Genomic DNA, 18232 nt, shown 5'->3' on the forward strand with positions numbered 1-18232 from the left:
CACCTCATCAACTCCGCTCGACTTGCATGTATTAGGCACGCCGCCAGCGTTCGTCCTGAGCCAGGATCAAACTCTCCAAATTGGTTGTTTGACTTGCTCATTACTTTTTTATCGCTTTTTTCGCTTATCCCGAAGGATTTGCGAGGCAGTTATTACTCGTTGTTCAGTTTTCAAAGAGCAATCTTTTCTTTCGTGTCAACCGCGTATTTCGTATCGGCGACTTTTATAATATATCACGTTTGCCTATCTCTTTGCAAGTACTTTTTTTCGTTTTTCGACATTTTTTTTAAAATGTCGTTTTCGCGATTATGTATCCTGTAAAAGCGGCGAGTACTAATATATCATCTGATCCTAATATAAGTCAAGCATGTTTTCTACTTTTTATTTTAAACAAAAGAAGCGCATGCCTGCCTCTATAAACATAGGGCATGACATGCGCTTCTACTATTATAAACGGTTGAATCGTTAACTTGTTTTCACGTTATTCATATATCGAAGTTCAAGCGCACCTATATCTCCTGCTTCATTCATAACAGCAACCTCACGAATGTACTCCCGCTTCACAAGCTTTTGGAGAACAAGCGACAAATCACCATGCAATATATTTAATGTGGCGTGTGATTGCAGCTCCGCAATACTCCAAGGCTCTTCGCGGCTGCCAAGTATATTAAATAATAACGCGCAGCTTGTTTTCATTTTGCTCATAACGGAAAACTCGCAGCCAAGCATAACTAATTGTACGCGTTGCTCCAATGTTTCTGGGCTTACCGTTAGCTCTTCGTAGAGCTTATATATTCCTGGGTGAACTCGCTTCAGCTGTTTCCACACGGTTAGCTCAGGATGCCTTCCTTCTTCTATAAGAACGATATGAGCCCAATGATGCAAGGCTGTCAGCACATGACTGTATGCATCCAACAAATTACCATCCAATAGATCCTGCTTTGCTTGTAAATACGTTCTTAAGAAACCCGTAAATTCAGCAAACTGCTTTTGCTCCCGCATTGAAGCAGGAAACTGAAGCAGACGTTCACGAACACTGCTCAGATAGCCGTCGCGATCCACCAAGATCTCCCCCCGAACTAGCCACTCGATAATATTGCGGTTTTCGCCACCAGACAACCATTCACTCAATCCATTCGAATCAATCGTTCGAATCAATACCCGTTGACCCTCGATTTGGACATGCTCCGTATCATTCCGCTCAATCTCTTCATTCATTACAACAAGTACTAATGAATCTAATCCATCAGCTAAAGGATTATAAGGATATGGGTTTTCAATAACAGCCAAACCGATTAAATGAGGTTCATCTCGATAGCTGTCCGAGAAGTACGCTTTTATATGTTCCACTGGTTCCTCCATATAGCTAATCACATTTTATTACGCTATAATAATATTCTACAGTTTTATTCTTTTTCGACAGGTTGGAGGCACATTCCTGCTTACTAACTCAGAAACTGTTTCAAAATCATAAGTCATTGGTCATAGGAAGGGTATGAATACATGAATAAGTTCTTTTTCAAGTCAGCCAAAATCAATGAATTCCGTCTATGGGGACTCGTTTTCACCCTTGTTGGCATGGGAGTCATGATACTCGGAACAGCCGGCATTGTTTTTTTGGGACAAGCAGGCAAAATCATTGCTGCTATCTTCATGGTAATCGGCATGATCTCCTTGTTAATCAGCGTAGCCGTTTATTTCTGGGCTGGCATGATGTCAACAAGTGCCACAATGCTTCAGTGTCCAGAATGCTCGCGTCCAACCAAGATGCTTGGAAAAACAGATCGTTGTATGTATTGCAAAACGATACTTACGCTTGATCCTACACAAGCAACAACTACTCCTTCTGAACAGCAAGTTTAACCTATAGTGAATATACGGTTGATTCTTTCTTAGGAAACAACCTTTATTCTACTAAGAAGGTAAAAAGCTAAGAAAACCAACTTTTGATCGCAGCATTACATAAATAAGAAACGCCTCCTCCATGTCTTCACATGTGAGGAGGCGTTTCTTATTTAACATTTATAAATGAATTATGGCCTAATCTTGAGAGAATCGTCGATCGATTTCCAAATAGCTTCCGTTTGGAACGCACGCTGCCATGTTGCTACACCCGCTAAATCATATTTACGTGCAAGCGCTACTCGAGCTTTAATGGATACCTCATCCTCAATCCATATTCGCATCAAATTTCCGTCTTCCGTATATTCCACGTAATTCTGACCTGCTTTTGCATCAAACGCTGGCTTAAGTTTCTTTGTCGTAATAATCTCATTAACCTTCTTCATGCCTACTGCCTTTGAGGAAACGTCTATTTTACCGTCTTCCCCTTTTTTCTCAGTCCATATCCGGGTATAAAGGGGCATGCTTAAAATAATTTTACTTGCTGGTACGGCATCCTCCTGCATGATGCGAACAAGAGAACTCTCTGTCCAAGGCAGCGATGCTACCGAACCCGATTTTGGACTCGCAGCCCAATGCTCATCGTAAGCCATGACCATCATATAATCTACAACATTGCCAAGCGCTGCACGATCAAGAAATAGCGACCACATCTCACTATTCGACTTGGGCGTTACATCCACGGAGACAACCAAGCCTTGCTCATGTAAAAGCGGAGTCAGCTCCCGAACAAATTGTACAAAGTTAGCTTTATCCGACGTGTGTACATTTTCAAAATCCAAATTAATCCCTTGCAATCCATATACTTGAGCAAAGCCGATCAGCTGCTGTATCATCGAGAACCGAGTTTCCACTGACGCTAATGCCTTTGTCGTTCGATCAGGCTCGAAGCTATTGCTGAACAGCGCCCAAATCTGCATCCCTTGCTGATGTGCCCATTTTACATATGCGGGATCAGCCTTGCCTTTTATTGTTCCTTTGTCGTCAGCAAGTTCAAACCAGGTAGGACTAACGACATTTACTCCCTGCATCGGCGCTATTTTGGCAGTATCGATTTTCCGTTGATAAACAGCTTCCCATGTCATATTAATTTTATTGCCGAGCACCTTCCAAGCAATAAAAGGAGGCTCTGACGCCTGCTCGGGCATTTTCTCAATAGAAGTAAGCTTCACATCTTTTTTATTCATAAAACCGATGATGCCTTCGCTGTTTTGGACAAGCAGCCAACCTTCCTGCTCTTTCCAAATTCTTATTGACTGTGATTGAGGAACTTTTTGAACAAAAGGCGCTCGAATAGTCGCTTCGGTTCGAATAGCTGCCCCTTTCTCAGGTGTAGCCTCAGCGAGCTGAACCATGTCTCCTGCATTCAGCAGTGTTACTGTGCCTGTCTCTTTTACGAATTCTACTTTCAGCCCATATAACTCCTCCAAAGGTTCTGCAGGAATATAGACCGTATCATTAGACGTTTCTGCAGTAATCGTTAGATCATATGGCTTTTGGTTGATAGTCGCCGTTAAAGAATCCGTCTTGAGGTGAAGCACCTTATTGGCAGTTGTCAGTATGATTGAACCTGAATCAGGCTCATATCTTATAGGCTTGTCCGCTCCTAATACCTGCTCCAGCACCGAAAGCGGCAGCTTAACTTCATCATTTTCGATAATAGCTCCTTGCTCCGCTTCAACGCCTTGAATAAATATAGGATGCTCTGACTTATAATTTGGATCTACCTTTTCGTTGTTAGGAATAAAGCGCATATATCCATACCAACAAAAGACAGCTATTACTCCTAACAAAAACAACAATATTATGCTCCGAGCACCTCGGTTGCCTTTTCGGCGTGGCGCTCGGTTGTACATCGTTTCCAAGTCATCACTCTCCTGTAATGTTAACTTCAAAATTCTATTCGACTATTAAAAAACGTGCAGATTAGCGTTGTATCGCTTCCCGGCACGTTCTTGTAGGCATAACGCCAATTATTTCGCTGATTTAGTATTGCAAGTCGAGCAAACACCGTAAATTTCCATCCGATGTCCTTCAACCACAAAACCTGTTACACGTGACGCTGCACGTTCTACCTCAAGCAGCGGTGGATAATTAAAATCGACGATTGAACCGCAATTTTTGCAAATGGCATGGTAATGATCGGATAAATCCGAATCAAACCGGCTTGAATCATCGCCATAAGTCAGCTCACGCACTAATCCAGCTTCTACAAATAAACGCAGATTGTTATATATGGTAGCTACGCTCATGCTCGGGTAAACTGGTGAGAGCGCTTTATAAATTTCATCTGCAGTCGGATGCGACATCGAGTCCATCAAGTAGCTTAATATGGCGTGACGTTGCGGGGTCATTCGGACGCCATTCATCTTCAGTTGCTCAAGTGCTAAGTTAACGCTGGCTCCCATTCCCCTCACGCCCTTCCTTAAAGTTATTAAAGCTATTGTACGTTCTTATTTAAGAGTTTGTCAATGAAAGCGCCTTTTTAGGATAGTCCAAATTGCTTAATTGCAATGCTGTTCGTAGCATTAATCTGAATCCTGAAAGTGCCGTCGCCTATAGTGCCTCTTATCGTTTTCTTGCTTACTTCAAGCGGCAAATCGGACACAATATTACCGAAAGTTACCGATCCATACATCGCAAAATGAGCATTCGCCGGTATTGCAAGCTTTACCTCTCCAACGGAGCTATCGAGATCCCAATCTCCGCTAACTTCAGCACTGCTTAGTTCAATGTTCCCATTCAGCGTATCCGCTTTAACAGAACCGCCTGCACCGTCCATTTTGATTTTCCCGTTTTTTGTTTCTGCTTCAATGTTTCCCTCAATCTGCTTGATCTCCAAACTGCCATTGAGTGTATTTGCATAAAGCTTACCTTCAATAGAATCTGCAGTAACCGTACCATTTTTTGTTTCAAGACTGGTATCACCGGTTATGCTTTTCACATTAATTCCGCCATTATTACCTTTGACGGAGATAGGACCTTTAATGTTGCTTACGGAAACAATTCCGCTATTGCTTCGGAGCTCAAGGCCGCCTGGCAGCGTCAAATTCATGACTTCAATTGAACCATTGCCTGATTCTACTTTCATCTTTAATACAGGCTTTTGTTCCTCAGCATTCTGAGGCGGTTGTTCAGATTGACCATTTAAACCTGCATCTGTATCCGTAGGCTGTTCAGTTGCGGACTGGTCGTTCAAATCAGCATCAGGTGTTGACTCCGGAATTTCATCGTTATTCGCATCAATACCTTCCGCTCCTAAGGATAACGGTGTTTCTGTAGGCTGTTGATTAACCTCAACCTGATCAGACAAAGACATTGGTACGGTAATGATCATATTCATTCTCGGTTTTCTGCTGCCGTTAGCGCCATAGGTTTGACCCTTCGCCTCCAACGTTACTTCAGCGCCTGGATTAATTTTGACGGTTGATTGCTCTGCGATCGCATCAGCCTCCGTTTTGCCTGGCACATCAACCCATACAGCGGTCAAAAGCTCTATTTCCTGCACGTCGCCCGATCGAATGGTTACTTGCCCATTGGGATTAACTACACGAATGAGTGAAATCGCTTCATCTAAAGGAACCTTAATGATGGTCTTCTCATAATGAAATCCTTTCTCTTCTCCAAATTCTGCTGCACCGTTCAAATCAACATTAAATTGATCCAGCCAACGATAAGGGATATCCGCGTATTGGGTCACAACGTAAGCGGTCAACGAAATCGCAACAGCGATCATCGCGCCTCCAACATCAAATCGAAGCTTTTTTTCTATGTCTTTAAACTTTATGCTGTATAGTATGATTTCTAAACCTAGCAAAATAAAAATAACCGGCCACCATTGACCAAGCAATGAAATATCATTCCGTCCTTGAATTTGATCCCAGAGAAGCAATCCTCCTACGACCAATACCAGTGCCGCTGCTGTAAAGCGTCCCAGCTTAAACATAGTAACTCTTCCTTTCCTTGAACGTGACAGCAGCAATATTGAAGCGATTATAATAATCGGGCCAACACATAACTCCGCTAGTTCATTCATCCAGGGCAAAATCGCTTGTGGAGGCTTCACTAAAATAAGCATGACGCTTCCCGCCGCCAAAAGTAAAATACCATGTGTGCGATTCAGTGCAACGGGGTTGTTATTATCGGCATCCGCGCTTTGCAAGGAATCAAACACGCTAATAAAATAAAAAATAGGAAGCATAATACCTAAATAAACGATCAACAGCAAATGTCTGCCGCCATCTGAATCGGCTAATCGTACAATCGCCGTCAAATCCAGCCAAAAGGCCGCAATTAACAGTAAGCCTTTCGGATGCTGTCCCGTATACATATGTCCTGCTCCTGGCATAGCAAATGCGAATAATACGGTGAGAAGCCTATTTTTTATTCGTTTTATTCTGAGCTGACCCAACGTACACCCTCCAAGTGCTTTATATTATCGAGGAGCACTAACAATGCTTCTGATTTAGGCAGTGTAATATACACCTGCAGCAAAATCTGCTCGCCTTCCTCTTCACCCTCGCATTCTTCCAGCAGCATTTTTCTCATGATGATTTTCCGATCAGTCAATAGGCTATTTAATTCAAGCATAGCTTGAGATAAATTATTAGCTTTTATTTTGAGCAAGTGCTCTTTCTTTGCACTAATATACCTTTTTTCCAGCTTATTAAACGCCCATAATGTCACAAGAACCATGATCGTTGCGGTAGCTGATGCAAAATAAAAGCCTGCTCCGACTGCTAATCCAATTGCAGAAACGACCCATAGGGACGCCGCTGTCGTTAAACCCGTTATTGATTTTCCGGTAAATAAAATAGTACCTGCACCTAGAAATCCAATGCCTGTAATAACTGCGGCTGCAAGTCGCGCTGGGTCAACCCGTACGTTAGGCTCGTCGACAAATGCTGAGAAACCGTACATGGATAGCAGCATCAACAAGCAAGAACCTAAACAAACTAGAATATTCGTTCGAAGTCCAGCAGCATGATTCGACTGTTCTCGCTCGAAGCCAATAAGTCCGCCCAATAGCAAGGCAAGCAGGAGCCTTAATAAAATATGAAGTTCACTAATATACCAAGGATTATGAAGTGTACTTAGTAGCATAAACAATCCCGACCTTTCTATATTCGCTATTGTAACATAATTGTATGCAGCGTATGGAGCTTACAGGTCTTCTGTCCAGAGTGATGTACAAAAAGAAAGACGCGGTTCATCATGTTGATGAACCGCGTCTATTTGCGTGCAACTGCTCTTATTTCAAGCGTTCTACAAGCAGCTTATTCACGAGTGCAGGATTTGCTTTCCCTCTTGATTCCTTCATAACCTGACCAACAAGGAAGCCAATTGCTTTATCTTTACCTGCTCTGTAATCTTCAACAGATTGCGGATTTGCTTCAACGATCTGGTTAACGATGGCTTGAATAGCGCCTTCGTCACTGATTTGAACGAGACCCTGTTCCTCTACAATCTGCTGTGGCAGCTTGCCTGAATCCAGCATCGCTTTAAATACCGTTTTGGCAATTTTACCGTTGATTGTGCCTTTCTCAAGCAAACCAATCATTTCACCTAGGCCTTGTCCAGTAATCTTTACATCGGTAATTTCTTGACCGTTGGCATTCAAATAACCAAGCAAATCACCCATGATCCAGTTCGATACGGATTTGGCATCCTTCGTGTAAGAAAGGCTCTCCTCGAAGAAATCAGCAAGCTTCTTAGATGAAGTAATGACTTCAGCATCATAGGAAGGCAAGCTGTAATCAGCCGTATATCTCGCTTTGCGCGCATCAGGCAATTCTGGAATTGTCGCACGAATGCTTTGCTTCCAGTCTTCACTAATATGAAGCTGTACTAGATCCGGGTCCGGGAAGTAGCGATAATCATGTGCTTCTTCTTTGCCGCGCATAGAGAAGGACTTACCAAGTGCATCGTCAAAACGACGCGTCTCCTGGATAACCTCACCTCCGCTATCGAGAATTTCCGCTTGGCGGAACTGCTCATACTCAAGGCCGCGCTGAACGCCGCGGAAGGAGTTCATGTTCTTAAGCTCCGCACGTGTACCAAATTCCTTTTGTCCGTATGGACGAAGGCTTATGTTTGCATCACAGCGCAAGCTGCCCTCTTCCATCTTCACATCAGAAACATCGCAATACTGCATGATGGCTTTGATTTTCTCGAGGTATGCTTTCGCTTCCTCAGGTGTACGAATATCAGGCTCTGATACGATCTCAATTAGCGGCGTACCTACACGGTTGAAATCGACAAGTGATGCATAACCGCCATCGACGTGAGTCAATTTGCCTGCATCCTCTTCAAGGTGCAGCCTCGTAATCCCAATTCGTTTGGTTTCTCCGCCCACTTCAATATCAATCCAGCCATGTTCACCAATTGGTTGATCGAATTGCGAAATCTGATACGCTTTTGGCGAATCGGGGTAAAAATAGTTTTTACGGTCAAACTTGCTGATATCTGCAATTTGACAGTTCAAAGCCATTGCCGCTTTCATTGCATATTCAACGGCTTTACGATTCAATACCGGCAAAACGCCGGGATGTCCAAGGCATACTGGACAGGTATGGGTATTCGGCGGCGCGCCGAAAGCCGTAGAGCAGCCGCAAAAGATTTTACTGTTCGTATGCAGCTCCACATGGACTTCCAGCCCGACAACCGTCTCGTATTTGTTCGGTTCAGACATTCGTATCGATCCCTTCGTAAACGTATATAGGTCCGCTTATAGCTGCGGACGTTGTTTATGATGCTCTGTATGCTGCTCGAACGCATGAGCGGCGCGCAGCACCGTCGATTCGTCGAACGCTTTCCCGATAATTTGCAAGCCAATCGGCAAGCCATCTGCCGTTCCACAAGGAACGCTAATGGCAGGAACGCCAGCCAAGCTTACCGGTATCGTACAGATATCGTTTAAATACATCGTTAATGGATCTCCAACTTGCTCTCCGATTCGGAACGCAGGTGTCGGAGCCGTAGGTCCGATGATGAGATCATATTGGCTGAACACTTGGTCAAAGTCCTGCTTGATAAGTGTACGCACCTTCTGAGCTTTCAAATAATATGCGTCATAATAGCCAGAGCTTAGAGCATAGGTTCCAAGCATAATCCGGCGTTTTACTTCAGCGCCAAATCCTTCGCTGCGGGATTTCTTATACAAATCAATGAGATTTGCAGGATCTTCCGCACGTACGCCGTAACGTACGCCGTCGAAACGAGCTAGATTTGACGATGCTTCCGAGGAAGCAAGCAAATAGTAAGTAGCGATTGCATACTCCGTATGCGGAAGTGAAACCTCTTCCCAAGTCGCGCCCAGTGATTCGTACACTGCCAGCGCTTTAAGTACCGCTTCTTTCACACGCGGATCAATACCAGCTCCTAGGTATTCTTTAGGCACACCGATACGCAGACCTTTTACATCACCTGTAAGAGCTGCTGTGTAATCTGGAATATCCACATTCGCTGATGTAGAGTCGCTTGTGTCGTAACCAGCAATGGCTTGCAGCACAAATGCGGAATCTTCAACATTTTTGGTAAGCGGACCGATTTGGTCCAAAGAAGATGCAAAAGCAACAAGTCCAAAGCGTGATACTAGGCCATATGTTGGTTTGAGGCCAACGATACCGCAATAAGCAGCTGGCTGACGAATCGAGCCGCCAGTGTCGGAGCCAAGCGAGAAATAAACTTGTCCAGCAGCAACCGAAGCTGCGGATCCGCCGCTTGAGCCGCCTGGAACATAATCCGTATTCCATGGATTGCGAGTTGGATAGAAGCTGGAGTTCTCGTTGGAACCGCCCATCGCAAATTCATCCATGTTCAGCTTGCCAATCGTTACCGACTGAGCTGCTTTCAGCTTGCGAACAACAGTGGCATCATAAATAGGATTGTAATTGCTTAAGAACTGACTCGCACAAGTGGTCAGTAGACCTTCAGTCACAATATTATCCTTAACACCCGCCGGCAATCCAAACAATAAACCTTGGTCGCCGCCTTCTTGCAATTGCTTGTCCAGCTCGGAAGCCTGCAAGCGTGCATTCTCTTCATTTAATGTGATAAAAGCCTTAATAGCAGGCTCAGTTTCCGCAATTCTCGCAAATGATGCGCTAACCAGCTCAGAAACAGACAGTTCCTTATTGTTAAGCTTGTTATGTACATCCTGCAGGCGCAAATCAAACAGTGCCAACAGTAGTTCCTCCCTTCAAATTAAACCCATTCGTATTATTCAAGCACCGCAGGTACTTTAAATTGTCCATCTTCTTCATCAGGCGCATTTAGCAAAACCTTCTCGATCGGCAGCGACGGGCGTTTCTCATCCGCGCGCGTTACATTCGTTATAGGGAGCACATGGCTGGTTGGCTCAACATTTTCCGTATCCAAGCCTTCTAGCTTTTCCGCATATTTCAAAATCGCATTGAGCTGCTCCGTAAACTGATCCTTCTCCGAATCGGATAGCTCTAACCGCGCAAGTCTTGCTACATGGTCTACATCCTTAGGTGAAATGCTCATCAGGTATTCTTCCTTTCCTATTCCTGTAATCATTCTTCCTATTATATCGCACATACAGGGAGAACATCAATGTAAACGGCAAATCACTTCTTAATTTCCACATAAAAGGAACTGGATCTAAAGCAGAAGAGTTGGGCGTAAAAGCTATCGTTTATCAAACAAACAAAAGCAGCCTACTCTCACAACTTAAGCTGTTGTGAGGCAGGCTGCTTTTTAGTTTTAGAGAATCAGGTTCTTACTGAAATGCTCTAGATGACCGTTAGCATTATTGCTCTTTAATCTCATGGTCGATGCTCGCAGTCTGAATATCTTCATACGCCCAGTGCTTCTGCGAAACGTCACTCCATTGTTGATCTGCTCCTGCTAGAGGAGATCTGCCCTGCTGTCTATTGAATATGACAACAGCCTCTGCTCTCGTAAGAACGCGGTTTGGCGCAAATGTACCATCCTTATACCCGTTGAAAATTCCTGCTGCAGTCCCCTGATCAATGGCCGTTTGTGCCCAGTGCCCATTAATGTCAGAGAAGCTTTTGCCGCCGGTTTCAATATGCTCCATCAATCGATTAATAATAACAGCCATTTCCGCACGAGTGATCGTCTGATTTGGTTTGAAGCTGCCATCTGGATAACCAACCATTAAACCCAATTTGGTTATGATTGCAATGTATTTTGCAGCCCAATGCTCAGCATCAACGCCCGTGCTGCTCACGGAAGATAATTCAGCTTCCTTGCCCAGTATGCGAACAAGTATCGCTGCCATTTCAGCACGTGTAATCCCTTTCTCTGGTTTAAAGCTTCCGTCCTGATGACCAATAATATAAGCTTTGACTTCTTTGTGTTCTGGAACTTCAACCGGATCAGGCTTATCAGGCTTTKGCGTCACGTTGCCGCCCGAGTTGTTGCCTGAATAACTGGATCTCGTTGGATCGAGCGGATAATAATCATCCTTATCATTGACACCATCTCTGTCCGTGTCTGGATCTTTTGGATTCGTTCCAATTGCTTTTTCTTGCTCATCCGTCAAACCGTCGTTGTCGTCGTCTGGATCAGTCGAGTCTGGAATGCCATCTCCGTCTGTGTCCAGCTCACCGTTTACTGTACCCGGCTTAGAAGCATCCGTTGGGAATGGATCGTCCTTATCATTGATTCCATCCTTGTCCGTATCTGGATCTTTTGGATTCGTTCCAATTGCTTTTTCTTGCTCATCCGTCAAACCGTCGTTGTCATCATCTGGATCAGTCGAATCTGGAATGCCATCTCCGTCTGTATCCAGCTCACCGTTTACTGTACCCGGCTTAGAAGCATCCGCTGGGAATGGATCGTCCTTGTCGTTGATTCCATCCTTGTCGGTGTCAGAATCTTTTGGATTTGTACCCAGTTTTACCTCTTGCTCATCCGTCAAACCGTCGTTGTCATCGTCTGGATCAGTCGAATCTGGAATACCGTCTCCGTCTGTATCTAGCTCACCGTTTACTTTGCCCGGCTTAGACGCATCCGTTGGGAATGGATCATCTTTATCGTTGATTCCATCCTTGTCAGTATCAGGATCTTTTGGATTTGTACCTATTTTCGCTTCTTGCTCATCCGTCAAACCGTCGTTGTCGTCGTCTGGATCAGTCGAATCTGGAATGCCATCTCCATCTGTGTCCAGCTCACCGTTTACTGTACCCGGCTTAGAAGCATCCGCTGGGAATGGATCGTCCTTGTCGTTGATTCCATCCTTGTCGGTGTCAGGATCTTTTGGATTTGTTCCAATTGCTTTTTCTTGCACATCCGTCAATCCGTCATTGTCGTCGTCTGGATCAGTCGAATCTGGAATACCGTCTCCGTCTGTATCCAGCTCACCGTTTACTGTACCCGGCTTAGCTGCATCCGCTGGGAATGGATCGTCCTTGTCATTGATTCCATCCTTGTCGGTGTCGGGATCTTTTGGATTCGTTCCTATTTTCGCTTCTTGCTCATCCGTCAACCCGTCGTTGTCATCGTCTGGATCAGTTGAGTCTGGAATGCCGTCTCCGTCTGTATCCAGCTCACCGTTTACTGTACCCGGCTTAGCTCCATCCGTTGGAAATGGATCGTCCTTATCGTTGATTCCATCCTTGTCGGTGTCTGGATCTTTCGGATTTGTACCTATTTTCGCTTCTTGCTCATCCGTCAAACCGTCGTTGTCATCGTCTGGATCAATGGAGTCTGGAATACCATCTCCGTCTGTATCCAGTTCCAAATCTGACTCCGTGGTAAAGGTCCATACTAATTTATCAGAAATACCCGCATAGCTGTTTCCGTCTTTATCCTTCAAAGCTCCAGCTGCAATTAGGACGTAATATTCTGTACCTGGCTCCAAATATTCGACCTTAGGACCATTGCCAGGTTGCGGGAGGATTGGAGGATTGATCGTTACCGTATTTCCCGATATCTCGACTCCCATTTCTCCGATACTCACTTTATGCACAACGCTATTGTCAGACTTCTTTCTAATTTCAAAGCTCTTGCCGTTTATTCCCTGAACATTTGTGCTAAACGTCAGTTTTAGAGCTGTACTCTGAGAAACACTATTTGTCCCTCCGGCAGGTGAGTATGCTGTAACCTTCAGTTCGTTTTTTTCCGGAGCAGCGCCTGTAGTGAAGTTCCAAGTTGTCTTGTCTGCAATACCTGCGTATTGTGCACTGCTGGTCGTGCTTTTCAGTGCTCCCGCTTCTATTTGAACATAGTAAGCAGTATTGTATTCCAAATAATTCCCTGGAACATCCGATACCATTAGGTAAGGATTTATCTTTACTTTATTACCAGATACACTTACATCGCTAATGCTGCTAATTTCAAAAGTATGAGCAATGCTGTCATCAGATTGCTTCTTGATAAAAATCTTTTTACCCGGAATCACTTGTACATTCTCGCTAAAAGTTAGCAACAAATCGGAGTTAGTGGCCACTGCTGAAGCATCATCAATAGGAGATAATGCCGTGACAGTTAGTGGCGAAACACTCTTTGCTGTCTTGAAGCTCCAGATCGTCTTACCTGTAATGCCCTTATACGTATTGCCTGCCTTGTCCTTAAAGGCTCCATCATCAATCAGAATGTAATAACCCGTGTCGTTAGCTAAACTAGTTGACAATTTAATGGTTGCCTTAGTTCCTGCTAGTGTCAATTTTGCAGTATCGTTAGCCGCAATGGTTTCAACAACACTATCATCACTTGCTTTGCGGATGCTAATGTTTTTGCCTGCCATCGCTTCCACGATCTCACTGAAAGTCAGCTGTAAGCTAGCATCAACCGCCACATCAAGCGCATTATTCGCTGGTGAATATCCAATAGCTGTCGGCGCTGTTGTGTCTGGTGCAGCTTCTGTTTTGAAGAACCATATCTTCCCCGGCTCACCCATATACATTACGTTTTCGTTCATCAACTGAATGAATTGGAACATGCCATCAAAATCATTATTGTATATGTCCTGAAACGCACCTTTATCCATGAGAATATAATAATAGGTATTGTTTTTCATGTTTTTCGTTGGATTAATGGTAACTTTGTTCCCAGAAATCGTTATTTTGCTCGTATCTGATGAAGTTATTTCTTCAAGTAAAATTGGAGCACTTGGATTTGTTCCATCCGGTGTGGCTCTGCCCGGTTCAAAAATCTTTATTTTTTTGCCTGTTCCAGCCTTCACATTTTCGTTGAACGTTAATGTCATGTCCGTACTGATGGAAACATCCACAGCTGCTTTCGCGGGTACAAATGTTGTCGCCACCGGGCCGGTTGTATCTGCTGCCTTACCCGTTTTGAAAAGCCATGATTCTGTATAAGTATCCTGTACTTGACCATCATGGATTTCAACATCAGCGGTTAATCCAGCATAGCCATTTCCTGCAATATCCGTAAAAGTAGATGGTTCAATCTTCACAAAATAAGTCGTCTGATATTCCAGATCCGCTGCTGGATTAATTGTTGCTACATTATCCAAGACTGTTACCTTTGTCGAATCACCTGCATCAATTGATTCTACTAACGTTGCATCGCTTATTAAGATCGGATATTGAGGTCCATTAATCATTGATAATTCCCGAGGCTTCCAAAGCGTTATCTTTTTACCCGCCAATGCCTTTACTTTCTCATCAAACGTTAATTTAAGATTAGTATCCACACTAACAGTCTGTGCATCCTTAACAGGAGTTAGTGCTGCCACAACAGGTGCTTTGTTATCTGCTGGCTCGGATGGTTCAGAGGGTTCAGCATCCAATGCAACAGCAACAGGAACCATGAAGGTTCCGACCATAAAAGGACCATCACTCAACCCAATAGTCTTGTCGACTTTGTTTGTCGCTGTGTTTATAACACTCATATTGCTCGAGCCATAATTAATCGTGTACGCTTGAAGACCATCTTTGGAAAGGCCGATGACATAAGGCCTAGCGCCAACACTTATGGTAGCATCCACTTTAAGGGTTGCCGCATTGATTACTGACACAGAGTCACTATAGCCATGTGCTGCAAATATCTTACTGCCATCAGGACTAACTTCTGTTGCAGTTGTCATGCTGCCAACCGGTATATCCGCTTCATGAGTTTTTGAATAGGTATCAATTATGGAGACGAAATTAGTTATTATGTTAGCCACATAAATCTTTGTGCCTGAGGGATTAACCGAAAGTCCGTAAAGTGCCCCCTCAATAGTGATTTCCTTAACAATTGATTCGCTTATTATATCTATAATCGTGAGTTTCCCGCTTTTACTGGTAACATAAAGATCATTACCAACCAATACCATCGCAATAGGATTAGCAACGGATATTTTTTTCTCCTCAACAAATGAGGCTGTATTTATAACTGAAATCGAGTTTCCTAAGTCATTTGCCACATAGGCTTTACTTCCATCCTTATTAAAGGCAACGCCATGAGGTTGAATTCCAACCGGTATGGTCGCGATTACCTCATCCTTCGCCGGATCAATAACCGAAACCGTATTGCTTCCTCTGTTGGTTATGAACACTTGCTTCTGATTGGGGTTAATCGCAGCGCTATTCGGTTGATTTCCTACCTTGATTTTAGCCTTTTCTACCGTCAGATCCGATAGATTAACAACATCGACAGTACCATTGGTATAGCTTGTAATATACGCTTTCTTAAATACAGAAACTTCTTCAGTTCCAGCCGCATTTACCTTTCTCCCATCCTCAATAAACAATGACGAGCATAGGTTGACCATCAGCGCGAATAGAATCATACTGATTATCTTCTTGGACCTTACTAAACTAAGCATATTTTTGACCTCTCTCCCACCGTGTGATTGGCTATTACCATGTTTGGAAGAATCTTAACAATCGAAACTCAACAAAATCTCACAATTCGTCACAACATGTCGAAAAAACAAATAAGAACAGAGGACATTCCTCTGCTCTAATTGTTTATAACTATATTTTTAATGAATCTAGAACGAAGATAACCTGCTCTTCATATCCAAAGACGGCTCTATTCCAAGCTCTTCGCGGCAAGCCCTCTCATATTTCGTATATAGTCGAAGCATCTTCTCCCTGTTCCCTTGTTTCTCATAAATATCGATCATAAGCTGATTCATCTCTTCATGAAGCGGATAAACAGCCAAATATTTGTCGAGGCGCTGTTCCGCTTGATTCCAGTCATTCGATAATAAATCATCTTCGACTAGCTTTCTGGTCATCATGGAGTATTGTTTAAAATAAGCTTCCTCCAGTGAGATTTTCCATAGATAGGTTTTCCCGTCCAGTAGCGGCCCTTGATACAATGCACATAGATACTCCATTTGCTCCCTATCCAGCTTACCCTCGGTAAAAGATACATTTGAGCGTTGGAACGCTAGCGCATCATACATTTGGTTTCCCGTTTCCATCATGTAGCCATCATTCATTTTACGGATGCTCATGCCGAGATCATTTTCTTTCAATATTTTCTTCATAAGATAAATTGTATTGTATAGATTGGAAGAGCTTCTCTCCTCCGGCATATCCGGCCACAATAAATCCATTACCTGCCATTTGCTAATATTGCGTCCCGAATGACACAAAAAATAGGCAAACAGCACCTCTGCCCTGCGTGTCCGAAAATGTACAGGAACCCCTTCCGAATTGCGGACCTCGAACCCACCAAAACATTGGATCATAGATAGGTCCTTTTGAGGGATGACCATCATAGTTGAGCGCTGCCGATTAACTAGACGTTCCGTCACCCGTTCAATTGTTGAAGGTGTTACCGGCTTTAAAATATAATCAATCGCTTCTACCCCAAACGCGTCCAGAGCATAGTTCTTGTAAGCTGTTGTAAAAACAATCTCCGTCTGCACTGTTAACGCTCGTACTTTCCGTGAAAGCTCAAGCCCATTCATCTTAGGCATCTCCACATCTATGAAAGCTACGTCGGGCTTAATGTCTTCCATTTTCTCTAGCGCTTCAATAGGATTAGTGAAAGCTCCCACAATAGTGTAATTAGTATTCCGTCCTAAAATAACCTTCATTAATTCCAAAATCGGCTTCTCATCTTCTATAATGACAGCCCGAAACATAATCTTCACCCCTTTAATCCTTCATCCAAAATATCGTCCAAGTGATGAGTCATGATTATTCACCCTACGATACCATAAGGCAAATACATCGTTATCTTTGTTCCGCTCCCTAGCTCTGAATGAACAGTGAATGCAGCACCAGAAATGGCCTCTAGCCGCTTTCGAATATTAGCGATGGCAATGCCCCCATCCCGCTTCTCTCCGCTCGTTATTTGACTAAGCAGAATATCCGGCATTCCAACACCATCGTCCTCGACGGTTACTTGTATATAACCATGTCCTTCATTAATCTTTAATGAAACAGTGCCCTCTCCCTCTTTATCAAATAACCCGTGACGGATCGCATTTTCAACAAATGGCTGAATACATAAAGAAGGAATCTCTACATCTTGAAGACCTTCATCTACATGAGAGATAAAAGTAAACCGCTCTCCAAACCTAGCTTTTTCGATCTCAACATAGGCATGAATCAATTCAAGCTCACGGTCTAGAGGAACGACTAAATTAGATCGATCCGTATCTAGAATGTAGCGTATATATTGACTAAGCATCGACAGTAAATAGGCTGCTTTTTCTCCATCTGTATAACAGAAGGAAATAACGCTGCTTAACGCGTTGAACAAAAAATGAGGCTTAATCTGAGCCTGATGAAAGGCTAGCTCATTTTGAATGGCCTCCTGAATGGAGGTTTTCATTGCAATCAATGTTTGGATTCTAGCAAGCAGCGTCTCACCATCAAATGGCTTCGTTATATAATCATTAGCACCTGCCCTGAAACCTAACGCAATATCTGCAGGCGTGTCCTTAACAGTCGCGAAGAGAATGGGCAAATCTAGAATAGAATAGCGGCCTCGCAGTGTACGGCATAGTTCAATACCAGAAGTACCTGGCATCATAACATCTAAAATAACAAGATCCACATGAGGATGCTCGTCCATCTTGAACATCGCTTCTTTAGCCGAAAATGCTGTAATCACATTGTATCGATGCTGCTTTAAGATATGCAATAAGCTATAAATATTGGAGGCCTCGTCATCCACGATTAAAATGGTATGATCATGATAGCCTATAACGTCGAGCGAGGCGTGATCAGCAGTCACTCGCTGCATCATTTCGTTTTCTGAGGATGCCGAAGCTTCCCGATAGCCTTGAATGTCTAAAGCCCTAGGCAGTGTAAAGAGCATACGAGTTCCTTCACCGATTTCGGACCAATCCACTCGAATTTCGCCGTCCATTCGCTCAACCAGCTTGCGGCTAATGTACAGACCGACTCCCATTCCCATATAACCA

12 protein-coding genes and 1 rRNA gene are annotated in these 18232 nt (G+C 43.7%); 1 reads left to right on the forward strand and 12 read right to left on the reverse strand.

Annotation, left to right across the window (positions count from 1 at the left end):
- Both AB4Z17_RS23435 and AB4Z17_RS23440 read right to left on the reverse strand, forming a co-directional pair.
- Positions 1-82, reverse strand: a 16S ribosomal RNA gene (locus tag AB4Z17_RS23435); the annotation flags it as partial.
- 383 nt (positions 83-465) lie between these two features.
- Positions 466-1350: a nucleotidyltransferase-like protein gene (locus AB4Z17_RS23440; RefSeq protein ID WP_441913193.1), complete on the reverse strand. Its 885-nt coding sequence runs from the start codon at positions 1348-1350 to the stop codon at positions 466-468.
- Positions 1351-1503: 153 nt separating this feature from the next.
- On the opposite strand from AB4Z17_RS23440, the gene AB4Z17_RS23445 reads away from it, so the two are divergent.
- Complete coding sequence (locus tag AB4Z17_RS23445; RefSeq protein WP_441962377.1) at positions 1504-1863, forward strand: YgzB family protein; 360 nt, start codon at positions 1504-1506, stop codon at positions 1861-1863.
- Positions 1864-2033: 170 nt separating this feature from the next.
- On the opposite strand, the gene AB4Z17_RS23450 is transcribed toward AB4Z17_RS23445, so the two are convergent.
- The 10 genes from AB4Z17_RS23450 to AB4Z17_RS23495 all read right to left on the reverse strand — a co-directional run.
- Complete coding sequence (locus AB4Z17_RS23450; RefSeq protein ID WP_441962379.1) at positions 2034-3656, reverse strand: glycosyl hydrolase family 18 protein; 1623 nt, start codon at positions 3654-3656, stop codon at positions 2034-2036.
- 219 nt (positions 3657-3875) lie between these two features.
- Positions 3876-4310, reverse strand: a complete 435-nt coding sequence (gene perR, locus AB4Z17_RS23455; RefSeq protein WP_076271893.1) for a peroxide-responsive transcriptional repressor PerR — start codon at positions 4308-4310, stop codon at positions 3876-3878.
- Between the two features lie 77 nt (positions 4311-4387).
- On the reverse strand, positions 4388-6313 hold the full coding sequence (locus AB4Z17_RS23460; RefSeq protein ID WP_441962381.1) for a DUF4097 family beta strand repeat-containing protein: 1926 nt from the start codon (positions 6311-6313) through the stop codon (positions 4388-4390).
- Positions 6295-7005, reverse strand: a complete 711-nt coding sequence (locus AB4Z17_RS23465; RefSeq protein ID WP_076271891.1) for an MgtC/SapB family protein — start codon at positions 7003-7005, stop codon at positions 6295-6297. Before AB4Z17_RS23465 ends, AB4Z17_RS23460 begins: the two co-directional genes overlap by 19 nt.
- A gap of 148 nt (positions 7006-7153) precedes the next feature.
- Positions 7154-8593 carry an Asp-tRNA(Asn)/Glu-tRNA(Gln) amidotransferase subunit GatB gene (gene gatB / locus AB4Z17_RS23470; protein WP_441962383.1) on the reverse strand — a complete coding sequence of 480 codons (1440 nt, stop codon included), beginning with the start codon at positions 8591-8593 and terminating at the stop codon, positions 7154-7156.
- 36 nt (positions 8594-8629) lie between these two features.
- The gene (gatA, locus tag AB4Z17_RS23475; protein ID WP_076271889.1) at positions 8630-10087 is read right to left on the reverse strand and encodes an Asp-tRNA(Asn)/Glu-tRNA(Gln) amidotransferase subunit GatA; all 1458 of its coding nucleotides are present in this window, start codon (positions 10085-10087) and stop codon (positions 8630-8632) included.
- Positions 10088-10122: 35 nt separating this feature from the next.
- Positions 10123-10410 carry an Asp-tRNA(Asn)/Glu-tRNA(Gln) amidotransferase subunit GatC gene (gatC, locus tag AB4Z17_RS23480; protein ID WP_076271888.1) on the reverse strand — a complete coding sequence of 96 codons (288 nt, stop codon included), beginning with the start codon at positions 10408-10410 and terminating at the stop codon, positions 10123-10125.
- A gap of 265 nt (positions 10411-10675) precedes the next feature.
- A complete protein-coding gene (locus tag AB4Z17_RS23485) occupies positions 10676-15667 on the reverse strand; it encodes an Ig-like domain-containing protein (RefSeq protein ID WP_441962385.1) in 4992 nt (1663 codons plus the stop codon).
- Positions 15668-15835: 168 nt separating this feature from the next.
- Complete coding sequence (locus AB4Z17_RS23490) at positions 15836-16942, reverse strand: response regulator (RefSeq protein WP_441962389.1); 1107 nt, start codon at positions 16940-16942, stop codon at positions 15836-15838.
- A gap of 59 nt (positions 16943-17001) precedes the next feature.
- On the reverse strand, positions 17002-18232 hold a 1231-nt coding region (locus AB4Z17_RS23495), incomplete at its 5' end, for a response regulator (RefSeq protein WP_441962387.1).

Source organism: Paenibacillus sp. TAF43_2, assembly GCF_052113545.1.
Lineage (GTDB): Bacteria > Bacillota > Bacilli > Paenibacillales > Paenibacillaceae > Pristimantibacillus.

What these genes read in the sequence shown, in the direction of transcription:
- AB4Z17_RS23490 (WP_441962389.1), bottom strand. Translation starts at nt 16,942, where the DNA reads ATGTTTCGGGCTGTCATTATAGAAGATGAGAAGCCGATTTTGGAATTA.
- AB4Z17_RS23465 (WP_076271891.1), bottom strand. Translation starts at nt 7,005, where the DNA reads ATGCTACTAAGTACACTTCATAATCCTTGGTATATTAGTGAACTTCAT.
- perR (WP_076271893.1), bottom strand. Translation starts at nt 4,310, where the DNA reads ATGGGAGCCAGCGTTAACTTAGCACTTGAGCAACTGAAGATGAATGGC.
- AB4Z17_RS23450 (WP_441962379.1), bottom strand. Translation starts at nt 3,656, where the DNA reads ATGCGCTTTATTCCTAACAACGAAAAGGTAGATCCAAATTATAAGTCA.
- gatB (WP_441962383.1), bottom strand. Translation starts at nt 8,593, where the DNA reads ATGTCTGAACCGAACAAATACGAGACGGTTGTCGGGCTGGAAGTCCAT.
- AB4Z17_RS23445 (WP_441962377.1), top strand. Translation starts at nt 1,504, where the DNA reads ATGAATAAGTTCTTTTTCAAGTCAGCCAAAATCAATGAATTCCGTCTA.
- gatC (WP_076271888.1), bottom strand. Translation starts at nt 10,410, where the DNA reads ATGAGCATTTCACCTAAGGATGTAGACCATGTAGCAAGACTTGCGCGG.